Origin of the sequence: Neobacillus mesonae (assembly GCF_001636315.1) — a bacterium.
In the GTDB taxonomy this organism is placed as follows: domain Bacteria; phylum Bacillota; class Bacilli; order Bacillales; family Cytobacillaceae; genus Neobacillus; species Neobacillus mesonae.
On record NZ_KV440949.1, the window covers coordinates 2,901,559 to 2,912,970 of the forward strand.

11 protein-coding genes are annotated in these 11,412 nt (G+C 39.9%); 5 read left to right on the plus strand and 6 right to left on the minus strand.

The genetic code is table 11. From position 1 onward, the window contains the following. Positions 1-13: 13 nt before the first annotated feature. Positions 14-556, minus strand: coding sequence for a flavodoxin family protein (locus tag A6749_RS13750; RefSeq protein ID WP_066390350.1), 543 nt, complete (start codon positions 554-556; stop codon positions 14-16). Positions 557-678: 122 nt separating this feature from the next. Here A6749_RS13750 and A6749_RS13755 point away from each other — a divergent pair, with 122 nt between their 5' ends. Then, positions 679-1,572 (plus strand): LysR family transcriptional regulator, encoded by an 894-nt coding sequence (locus A6749_RS13755; RefSeq protein WP_066390351.1) that lies wholly within the window; start codon positions 679-681, stop codon positions 1,570-1,572. Positions 1,573-1,656: 84 nt separating this feature from the next. Here A6749_RS13755 and A6749_RS13760 read toward each other — a convergent pair whose 3' ends face one another. From A6749_RS13760 to A6749_RS13770, 3 genes are all read right to left on the minus strand, one after another. Next, positions 1,657-3,765: an MMPL family transporter gene (locus tag A6749_RS13760; RefSeq protein ID WP_066390352.1), complete on the minus strand. Its 2,109-nt coding sequence runs from the start codon at positions 3,763-3,765 to the stop codon at positions 1,657-1,659. Positions 3,766-3,883: 118 nt separating this feature from the next. Continuing rightward, on the minus strand, positions 3,884-4,435 hold the full coding sequence (locus A6749_RS13765; protein ID WP_066390358.1) for a TetR/AcrR family transcriptional regulator: 552 nt from the start codon (positions 4,433-4,435) through the stop codon (positions 3,884-3,886). A 65-nt stretch (positions 4,436-4,500) separates the two neighbouring features. Beyond that, complete coding sequence (locus A6749_RS13770; RefSeq protein WP_066390360.1) at positions 4,501-5,247, minus strand: CPBP family intramembrane glutamic endopeptidase; 747 nt, start codon at positions 5,245-5,247, stop codon at positions 4,501-4,503. A 932-nt stretch (positions 5,248-6,179) separates the two neighbouring features. On the opposite strand from A6749_RS13770, the gene A6749_RS13775 reads away from it, so the two are divergent. After that, on the plus strand, positions 6,180-6,686 hold the full coding sequence (locus A6749_RS13775; protein WP_066390362.1) for a DUF1648 domain-containing protein: 507 nt from the start codon (positions 6,180-6,182) through the stop codon (positions 6,684-6,686). A gap of 44 nt (positions 6,687-6,730) precedes the next feature. Here A6749_RS13775 and A6749_RS13780 read toward each other — a convergent pair whose 3' ends face one another. Continuing rightward, on the minus strand, positions 6,731-7,624 hold the full coding sequence (locus tag A6749_RS13780; RefSeq protein WP_066390364.1) for an ABC transporter permease subunit: 894 nt from the start codon (positions 7,622-7,624) through the stop codon (positions 6,731-6,733). After that, positions 7,621-8,586, minus strand: a complete 966-nt coding sequence (locus tag A6749_RS13785) for an ABC transporter permease subunit (RefSeq protein ID WP_066390370.1) — start codon at positions 8,584-8,586, stop codon at positions 7,621-7,623. Before A6749_RS13785 ends, A6749_RS13780 begins: the two co-directional genes overlap by 4 nt. A 133-nt stretch (positions 8,587-8,719) precedes the next feature. On the opposite strand from A6749_RS13785, the gene A6749_RS13790 reads away from it, so the two are divergent. The 3 genes from A6749_RS13790 to A6749_RS13805 form a co-directional block, all read left to right on the plus strand. Beyond that, the gene (locus tag A6749_RS13790) at positions 8,720-9,343 is read left to right on the plus strand and encodes a histidine phosphatase family protein (protein WP_066390373.1); all 624 of its coding nucleotides are present in this window, start codon (positions 8,720-8,722) and stop codon (positions 9,341-9,343) included. Beyond that, positions 9,336-10,634, plus strand: a complete 1,299-nt coding sequence (locus tag A6749_RS13795; RefSeq protein WP_066390375.1) for a serine hydrolase domain-containing protein — start codon at positions 9,336-9,338, stop codon at positions 10,632-10,634. The genes A6749_RS13790 and A6749_RS13795 overlap by 8 nt, the downstream gene beginning before the upstream one ends. Before the next feature lie 398 nt (positions 10,635-11,032). Further along, positions 11,033-11,412 (plus strand): transposase (locus A6749_RS13805; RefSeq protein WP_180321130.1); only part of this gene is annotated, 380 nt, incomplete at its 3' end.

Below are 11,412 nucleotides of genomic sequence, written 5' to 3' on the forward strand. Positions count from 1 at the left end.
TCTTTTAGCAAATCTAATTGATAAATCCTTTTTGCAGTTGATTAGCGGCGAATAAAGCATTCTTATCATTCAGAATGTCTCCCGGTTTATTTCCTTCTCCTAGAATGTACCCTTCAAATGAGATTCCCATAAAATCAAAGATATGTTGAAACTGTTGTATCATTGGTAATCCTTTGATATTAGGGGCATCTCCTCCTACAGCAATGACATATGCTTTTTTCTGTGACATTTGCTTTTTAAAATCTAGGTATTTTACATCTCTTAACGTTTGTGACCATCGATCAATAAAATTCTTCATTGTACCTGACATGCTATACCAGTAAATAGGTGTAGAAAAAATGATAATGTCATGTGGTAAAACCCGATCAATTATGGAGTTATAATCATCATCTACAGCTTGGAATCCTTCTTCTGCATGACGACCATCGATAATCGATTGAATATGAAAGTCCCGTAAATATATTTTTTCTACTTCTATCCCTTGAATGGCTTGTTCCGTTAACGTTTCGGAGTTTCCGTCAGGACGGGTACTTCCGTAAATAACTGCGATTGTCATGAGTTAAATCTCTCCTTTAAATAACTTTTATTACCATCATTGATATTTTATAATGTAATTATAAATCAATAAAGATGATTATTTTGATTGAATCAATCGGAAACGGCGATTAGGGTGATGAAATGGAAATTAAACAATTGATTACATTTAATATGGCTGCAGAAACTTTGAATTTTACGCAAACGGCTAAACTTTTAAATTTTGCACAATCAAGTGTTACAGCACAAATAAAAGCACTTGAGGCTGAAATGGGCACACCTTTATTTGAACGTCTTGGGAAGCGATTATCATTAACAGATGCTGGATGCCGGTTTAAAACCTATGCGGAAAAAATGATCAGAATTAGTGAAGAGGCAAAGTTGATTGTAAGTGGAACAGAGGAACAGACAGGCACCCTGATGGTAGGAGCACAGGAAAGTCAGTGTACCTACCGACTTCCATCAATTCTAAAAGAATTTAAATCTTTATTCCCTCAGGTAAAGCTTATTTTCAAACCGGCTCATTCTGATGAAATGGCGAGGGAACAGCTGGCAGGGGGAGTACTCGATGTAGCCTTCATTATGGATACATGCAGGCCCGGGGAAGCGCTGGTAATAGAACCATTAATTAAAGAGGAACTCGTAATCGTGGCGTCATCTACCCATCCATTGTTGCAGAAATCAGAAGTTTCACCAGAAGATCTGGAACATGAAACACTTCTGTTGACTGAAGCAGGCTGCTCCTACCGTAATATTTTTGAGGACATTTTCCGTGCAGCAGGAGTGTACGCATTAAATAAAATAGAATTTGGAAGCATAGAAGCCATAAAACAATGTATAATAGCAGGGCTTGGCATCGCTTTGTTACCGAAGATGGCAGTAGAGGCAGATATTAAAGCGGGAAGAATGAATGAGCTGGGGTGGAAAAATACCGCAGCACCAACTTATACTCAAATAGCATGGCATAAAGACAAATGGATGACACCACCTTTAAAGGCTTTTATTGATTTAACACGACAAACATTTAAAAACTATTAACTCAAAGGTCTAGTTTTTTGAAATACGGAGACGGTTCTTTTGTTTCATTCAAAAGAAATGAAACAAAAGAACCGCCAGCATGTATTATCTATTTCCACTAACCTTTTTATCTTTTTCCAATAAAACAATTAATCCTGGTAACAATATCCCTCTGATTAGGAAGGTGTCGAGTAAGATTCCGACTGCTACGATGAATCCGAAGATAAACAGCAGTTGGATTGGCTGGGTCATTAATACGGCAAAGGTGGCTGCCAGTATCAGGCCGGCTGAAGAGATGACACCGCCCGTATTAGTAACCGCAATTTCTACCGCTTCCTTGACACTATGCTTCGCTCTTTCTTCCTGGAACCTTGAGACGAGCATAATATTATAGTCAATTCCCAAGGCGACCAAGAAGACGAAGGCATAAAGCGGCACACGGTCGCTGATGGTATCAATTCCGAAAATCAGATTACTTAAGAAGGTCCCTAATCCTAATGCCGCAAAGAATGAAATGAGGATAGTGCCCATCATATAAATCGGCATTTTAAACGACCTTGTTAAAACAATCAACAGGACGAAGATTAAAATCGTCTCCAGCGTTACAATCACAGTAACATCCCGGTCATTGACAATACGGTCATCCACTTTAACGGCTGTTTCGCCGGCAAAAAACAACTTACCCTCAAGCCCGCTGTCAGCAACAATTTTCTTGGAATGATCAATTGTTTCTTTTAGTGCATCAATCGTTTTAACCGAATACGGATTTCCTTCAAACGTCAAACTGTAATAAAGCACTGAATCGTCTTTTGTTTTACCACCTAAGCGGACGTTGTCTACGTGCGGCCGACTCTCCAATGCGGTTTTTAATTTTTCCTGCTGTTCAGCTGTAACGGCGCCATTAGATTCAAACACCACAGTAGTCGGCGCCAGATCCCCGCTTCCAAATTCCTTTGCTAAAATTTCATAGCCCTGACGTGAAGGCATGTCTTTAGGGAATGATTTCATCGTGTCATATTCATACTTTAAATTAAACAGGTTACTTGCAGACACTAATAGGAAAATCCCGATAATAACAACTGAAAGCCCGGGTTTTTTCGTAACAAAACGGCCTATTTTCCCCCAAACTATATGCTTGCTGGCATACGCTTCACCAACATGAGGGATTTTCGGCCAAAATGACTTTCTGCCAAACAGGGTAAACAATGCAGGAACGAGCGTGATGGATGCCAGCATAATCACGGCCATTGTCGTTGCAAAGGTTGGGGCAAAGTTTCGGTAGTCACCAAACTGAGCAAAGAATAACACCAGCATGGCGGCCAGAACCGTTCCGCCTGAAAAGAAAACCGGCATCCCTGTTTCCCGCATCGCTTCCTTCATCGCCTGAAACTTGCTTTCATGACTTGTCAGCTCTTCACGATACCGAGAAAAAACGAATAAGGAATAATCAATCATTGCGGCAAATAACAAAATCGACATTATCGACAATGTCTGATTACTTAAAGCAAGCCCTGCTGCGCCCATGATTCCCAGTATTTGATTAACAACTTCATAGACAAAGACAGCTGCAAGAAGTGGAATAAATGCTAATAACGGCGAGCGGTAAATCACGATTAACAAAATAAGAATTAAACCGACTGTAGATAAAATCAGAACAACATCAGCTCGGGAAAATAGATCAAGAGAATCAGCAGCAATCCCGGCAGGTCCGGTAACAAACAATTTATAGTCCGTTGCATCTGCCGCAACTTTCTTCACCTTAACTAATGAATCCCTAATTTCCGTATTTTCAAGTGAAGCATTAAAGCTTAACGGAACGATGGCCGTTTTCTTGTCCTTTGAGAAAAAGCCAGCCGTTGCTTGAGGAGGAAGGGAAGCAATCGGGATAATCTGATCAATTCCTTTAATATTTTCTTCCTTTATTTTGTCTAGAACCTGACCAAGCTTTTGGAGCTGCACTTCACCATCTTTTGATTGAAAAACTAATATAGCAGGGGTTCCCTCATTATTAGGGAAATATTGGTCCATCTTTTTTTGCGCAATCACCGATTTTGCATCGTCAGGCAGGGAATCAATTCGGGATACTTCATAATCCTTGGCACTTGGTGCAAATATCGCAAGTAACATGGTGATAACCAACCAAGCAGCAAGCGTAATCCACATTCCCTTTTTGGTCGAAACGCGGTCGGTAATGGCTTGTAGAAATGACTTCATCGAGTTTGTTTACTCCCTTCTTTAAAGAAATCTTAAGGTAACACAAGTGTCACTTTAGGAAAAATAAAAAGACACTATTGTCACTTTTATTATCTTTTAAAGTAACATATGTGTCAATTTAGTTGTTTATGAACATTCCATGACAAATAATTTCTTTAATGGAGCTGACCCAAATGGGATGTGGGATATTGGAATGATTGGGGATGGCAACAGATTGGAAAATGTATCCTAAAATCAAATTGTTTGGAAGGTCTCGCTTCAGTTTTCTTTCCTTTTTCCCTAATTCCACAAATTTCTGTAAATGCTGGTACATATCCGTATGGAGTGTCTTAAATTTTTCTTCATGGTGTGGTACCCGCTGACCGATTTTAATGAGCTTCTGAATATCAGAGTAACTAAACATCAGGTTTAACAGGTAATTAAATTGTGCTTCAAACCCTTGGTGTAAATCTATTTGTTTTAGCTTGAGCAAATATTGATCCATTTCATAAAAGTAATAGTTCGTGATGAGCTCTTCCTTATTTTCATAGTATTTATAAAGTGCACCCCGAGATACCTGTAAGCTGTCAGCCAGCAAACTAAACGTAAAGGCCTCATAGCCATGACTTAGCAGCAGCTCCTTAGTTGCTTGAAATAATTCATCTGTGGAGAATTTGCGTTCACGCGCCATACACTCACCTCAACACCTATTATAAGCAAAAAAAGGGCGAATGGTAAATGAACCGTACCTGTGTTTTAAAAATAAATGAGAAACAGTATTGGTAAAATCCCGAATGCGATGTTAACGATGAAATGGCAAATGATAAGAGGAAATAATCTTTTTTGTTTGTGATAAATAACCCCGCTGCCAACTCCCCATACAAAGAAAGCTGCCGCGTAGACAATAGCACCATGAATACTAACCGCCAATATCATGTGCTGTAACGCAAAACCAACCGCCGGAATGGTTATTCCAACCCACACTTTTTTATAATGTTTGATTATTAATGGCTGTGCATAGCCTCGATACATTAGTTCTTCAACAGGTGCATTCAATAAAGGAAAAATAATAGAAATGCATGCGGTTAACCAAATAAGCCAGTCAGGCCGTGAAAAAGTATAGATTTCTTCATTTCCTATAAAAACAGTATGAAAGTGTTGGAATAAATCTGGTCCATACATGACAAACATGATTCCTAAAATTGTAACCACAAACGGAATATACAAGACAAACAGCCATAAAATGCCCAACAAGATATCTTTAATAACCCGTTTACGGTGAAAACCGATTAAGTCTTGAATAGAACGACCTTCTTTTTTTAAAAGATGATGTAATAGAAAAAAACAAAGTACATTTACTATAGTAAAGTAAACAGTTGAAAATTCGGGTAGGTAGGGAAACTGAAATTGGATTCCGGCTTTTTTAAGTAATAAAAAGAAAATGAGCAGCGTCATGATTAGCATCGGAAAGCGGATGAATGAAACCAGCCATGCGTTCTTCATAAACTTGACACCTCCGTTATTCCAAAATACTCAGAGCCCTTTATTTTTATGAGTTAACATTATAAATTCAATTTTTGGCAAAAAGATCATGTTATAGCAGGGGATTTGTAAGATTATGGTGAATTATGTAGTTTATAAGGAAAATGTTTGGAAATTCATTATGATTCAATAAAGCAACTATTACAAAAGGGGAAAGTATGCGGAAGGTATTAAAAATTGTATTGGTACTAGGTTTCTGATGTTGTTCGAAAAACTCTGATGACCATGTAGTAGGTTATGAAGTTATTTATAAAGCAACTTTTGAACTACAAGGAAGTTAGAACAGAATTATAGAGGAAGCTATTAAAGAAGTATCCTGATGATAAACGAGTGAAAAAAATTATAAAATAGATCTGGGCTTATTGGAATCAGTTTATCTGAGAAGTTTTTATGAGAACAAAACTATCTAAAAAGGAATCCAAATTGTCCTCATAAAGCGTTCATGAGAACTGGAATCACGAAAAGCAAGGCCATTTTGTCCTCATGAAGCGTTCATGAGAACTGGAACCAAGAAAAGCGCGGTAGTTTTGTCTTCATGAAGCGTTCATGAGAACTGAAACCAAGAAAAGCACGGCCGTCTTGTCCTCATGAAGCGTTCATGAGAACTGAAACCAGGAAAAGCGCGGCGGTCTTGTTCTCATAAAGCGTTCATGAGAACTGAAACCAGGAAAAGCGTGGCGGTCTTGTCCCCATGAAGCGTCCATGAGAACAGATACCAAGAAAAGAGCGACGTCCTTGTCCTCATGAAGCGTTTATGAGAACTGGAACCACGGAAAACGAGGCCGTTTTGTCCCCATGAAGTGTTCATGAGAACTGAAACCAAGAAAAGCAAGGCCGTTTTGTCCTCATAAAGTAATTATCAGGATCTTTTGAATAAATGGAGGGAAGGAAGATTGTCAACATATTGGGGAAGACCAAAAATAAACATTCCCAAATCAAAGAGTGAATGGATTTGGGATATTATAGGATATTTCTGTTATTTTGGCTCTATCATTCTTTTACTCATTGTTTGGGGAACACTTCCGGATGAAGTACCAGGGCATTATAACGCTGCCGGTGAGGTAGACCGTTGGGGCTCAAAATGGGAACTTCTGATTTTCCCGTTTATCGGGGCGTTTATTCTAATTTTCCTGTCCGTTCTTGAAAAATTCCCTGAGGCCCATAATTACCCAAAACGGTTGAATGAAACGAATGCGGAACACTTCTATTTACATAGCCGGAAAATATTAAATCAAATAAAAAATATTTGTTTAATTATTTTCTGCCTCGTTGAGATAGAATCCATTTCTATTGCTTTGGGATGGGGCGGAGGTTTTGGTGCGTGGTTTTTACCGGTCACGATAATAGGCACGGGGATTCCAATCATATTAGGAATCATCCAGCAAAGACGAATAAGATAGTTAAAAGGTTCAGTCCCCGTAAATAATGGGGAACTGAACCTTTTTTAAAGCATTCGATATTTCGCCTTAAAATACTTTTTAAAACCGTCGGCAAGCAAAAGGAAAGTAATAATCATCACCGAAATAAATAAGACTGTGTACAACGGGACCCAGTAGCTGCTCCAGATTTCTTTCGATATAAGTTGAAGATGCATCGGATAAGCAAGTGATATATTTTCCGCCGAGTAACTTCCGTCCATTTCAGATGTGAATTTTTGATCCACAAAAAGATTGAAGACAGCCAATTGTGCTAGTAAAAACAAAACTCTGGCCATGTCGTTCACGAAACTGGTGATCAGCTGTGATTTCAGATGCGGGAAAATATGCCGCGTAAATAAACTAACTTTGGTAGTGCCGGTAGAAATGGCCGCCTTGATAAAAAGCTGATTGGATAAGTAAGTCACATCGTTTTTTACCAACGTCGCCAGACGCCCAACCTCAATTCCGGACAAGATTATAACAAACCATAACGGCGAGAAGTTGGAAAAATAGATAAAGGGGATTCCAAGCAGCAGTGCCGCTAGAAAAATTGGCGGAATAAACGATAAGACATAATTCCAGCCGCTTAACAATGCATTAACCGGTTTTGAAATTGTCGCAGCCATTCCAAGCGGGACTGCAACGATATATCGAATAACGGCAATTACCGTAACGAGCAGCAATGTTTCTCCCGTCCCCATCACAAACAAACTCAGCAGATCCCTTCCTTTCCGGTCGCTTCCAAGCGGGTGCTCAGCTGATGGTGGGTAGGGCGGGATTTGAATTTTCCCCTCCTCACTCATTTTCATGGTTTCTTCTTTTAAACTAGCATCAACAAAGGGAAGGTGCGAACCAAAGAATGCGAATACTAGAAAAATCGCCAAAAGCATTGTCCCTATTATAAGTTGGATATTTTTCAAGACATATCCCCCTCTTCTTGAAGGTCATATGGTGTTAAGAAATAATGACAGATTTGGCTGATTAAATGAACGAGTAAGATAATAAACGTAAAAATAATCGTATAAGAGATAGCTAATAATGCATTCCCTAAATCCCTGCTTTGTCCGACGGCAAATGTTGTTCCAGGAAGAACGACCTTTAGAAAATAGAAACCTGCCCCACGGTAATCGGTGAATTTTTCAATAATAAATAAATTCGATAACACAAAAAGTGCGATTGTATTCAGATGCTGCAAAATCTTGATGATGGCATTCCGAAAGATATGTATATAGACTACTTTTTTAAAAGGGACCCCTTTGGAAAATGCTGTCCGGATATAATCCTTTCCTTCCTCATCCTCTAAGCTGGTATAGGTTATTTTAGCTATATAAAACAGGGGATAGATTGTTAAATAAATAATACATAGAATGATATTTTCAAAGTTTTCACTGCCGAATAAGGTGATATGGGGCAGCAGACCAATATTAGAGAGATACATCAGGATGATTTGGATGCAGATGACGATGAAAAAGTCCGGGATGGACAGGAAAAGCCAAGTTGCGCCATTACTAGGAGCACTCCAAAATTTATATTTCGACAGGCGGTAATCCAACATCCCTTTTAGCACGCCAAGGAAAAAAGCAAGACCCAATGCGGGAATGGCAATGTACAAGCTTTTCTTCATTGTCCGAGAAAGCAGTTCGCTATTTGGGTAGTGCGGCATATACTCTCCGAGGGACTTGTTGTCCTTGATGTAAGCAAAGAAGTCAATAAAGGAATCCTTGTGTTTTGTGAAAGAGTAGTGATATTCCACACCTGTAAAGACATTGCCGGTTGTTGTTTCAAAGGTCACGTCTCTTGGCATTAGAATGATAAAAATAATAATAAAGGTCGCGAGCAGCCAGGCAAGGATGCTTTTTCCTAATTGGTAAATGAGCGGCAAAAGTAGTCCTCCTTTACTAGTGCTATATAGGAATAGTATATCAGACTTTGCTGAATTTTGGATATATTGGGAATTGATAGAAGATCAATTGTTTATTAAAATAAAGCTAAAACGGATCTAGGGGGAAAAGGCATTGGAGCTGTTGATTATTCGGCATGGGCAGTCGGAAGCTGATTTATTAGGAGTGCATGAGGGAAGAGCGGACTTTCCGTTGACAGAGCTAGGGAAGGAGCAGGCGAAACGAATGGCGGAGTATGTTGCTATTCACTACCCTCCTGACATCATCTTATCCAGCCCTCTCAAGCGGGCCCAAAGTACTGCTTTTATTCTGCAAAAAACGGTTGGCTGCGAACTCGTAGAGGATCCCAATTTAATGGAGTTTAATAACGGCGTATTGGCGGGGCTGTCCAGGGAGGTGGCTGCTGCAAAGTACCCACTGCCGACGAATGGCAGACCAGCACATATTCCCATCCAAGACGGAGAATCAGAGCTGGATTTTCGTTTCCGCGCTGAGCGGGTTTTTCATAAAATCATATACAATTATCGAGAGTTTGATAGGGTTGCGGTTGTTTCGCACGGCGGTCTCATCTCAAACTTGTTAAAAGCATTCCTGCGCCAATCGCCGACTAATAAGTTTGCGTTTGCTACAGGAGATACCGGGTTTCATTTAATTGAGATAAAAAATGAACGAAGAATAGTTAAGTTTCTTAATAATCAGGAGCACCTTAAGGCTGCGGAATGGGGGAAAAATGAATAGTAAAATAGATAAACTTCAGGCATATATGGATTCTTTGGCCGCCCACAATTATTTTAATGGCGCGGTGCTAGTGGCACATAGAGGGGAGATTTTATTAAAAAAAGGATACGGGTCGGCATCGTTTCAGTATGATATTCCTAACACTACTTCAACTAAATTTCGTATCGGTTCGTTGACAAAGGCTTTTACAGCGATGGCCATTATGATTCTTCACGAACAAGAGAAGTTGGATATTGATCAATCGATTGATACCGTTTTTCCCGATTATCCAAATGGCTCCATCATTACGGTGCGGCATTTATTAAACAACTCTTCAGGGGTTCCAAGCTTTACCTCAACTCCCGAATACTGGTCAACTACTATGAGATTACCGGCAACTCTTAATGAGGTTATCAACTCATTTAAAGATCAGCCGCTCGAGTTTGAGCCCGGAACAGATTTTGATTACAGCAACTCCGGTTTTATGTTATTAACCGCCATAATTGAAAAAGTATCAGGAGTTTCCTATGCCGAGTTTTTGCAAACGTCAATTTTGGAGCGGCTAGGGTTAACTGGCACCGGAGTGGATAATGGTCGAAAAATCGTCAAATCGCTAGCAACAGGCCACACCGTCTGGGGCGAGGTCATCCACACCGAATTCGTAGATATGTCCTTCCCACTAGGAGTCTACGGAATGTATTCAACGGTGGAAGATTTATACAAATGGTGTCAGGCACTCATGAAGGGGAGGTTGGTCGACGGGGCTTTGATGAAGCAAATGTTTACCGGTGTGTATGGGTACGGGTTCGGCTGGTTTATTGAGGAGGGTACTCAGACGACGGTCAGCCACTTTGGTGATATCAACGGTTTTGTTAATCATCTTGTGATGATACCAGATGAGGAGCTTGTGGTGATGGCGTTAAGTAATATCAATATCACGCCAGTTACGCAAATTACTGGTGATCTTCTTGGGATTGTTTTAGGAAAAGAAAATTCAACGGTTGAGTCGTTTAAACAATTGGACTTGCCCTTTGAAAACCTTACCGGCGAGTATCGAAACGAGGATTTAGTAGTGACGATTGGTTTTGATCAAGGGCTGTATACGATTGTTCCAAAAATGTACGGTGTGCCGTATAAGTTTAAATTGTTTCCAGTTGAGGCTGATGGGGCAATGGTTGTTTGTAAAAGTGATTTTATTCATGATACTTATTATTTTAGGTTGGATGAAAATGGTTATCCGCTTTCGGTTGAATTGATGGAAGCGGAAGGCGTTATGAAGAAGTATGAAAGGTGTAACGGGAAGCCGCTTTAAATTACTGTTTGTCCTTTAGTAGGATTGCATTGCCCAAAAACCAGGGAGAGCAGCAATTTTGGTCAAAGGAAGAGGGTGCATTGCCCAAAAATCGTGGAGAGCGGCTATTTTGGTCAAAGGAAATGGGATGCATTGCCCGAAAAACGGGAAGAGCCACTAATTTGGTCAAAGGAAGAGGGATGCATTGCCCAAAAAACGGGAAGAGCCACTAATTTGCTCAAAGGAAGAGGGATGCATTGCCCGAAAAACGGGAAGAGCCACTAATTTGGTCAAAGGAAGAGAGTTGCATTGCCCGAAAAAGATAAAGTCCATATAATTGTGTAAAAAGAAAGAGTCATTTTATTCACTCTTGGCAACACTGTTTTCAACCACGATAAACAATGAAAAGAGGAATAAAAATGACTCACTTACAGTTTAACCTAGATATGGACCTTTTAAAAGAATCCGTCATCAATTCTAACCTAGATATGGTGATTAAATCAGCCCTTGTCTTAGTTCTTAATGAATTTATGGAAAAAGAAAGGGACGATTATTTACAGGTGGCTGCCTATGAACGATCTACGGAGCGCCGGGACTACCGAAACGGTTACTATGAACGTGAATTGATTCTAGGTATTGGCAAATTAAAGCTGAAGGTACCCAGGACCCGAAATGGCGAATTTTCTACTTCGGTCTTTGAAAAGTATGAGCGTTGTGATCAAGCTCTAGTTCTCTCCATGCTTGAAATGGTTATTAACGGCGTTTCGACCCGGAGGGTCACTCACATTGTCTCGTATAA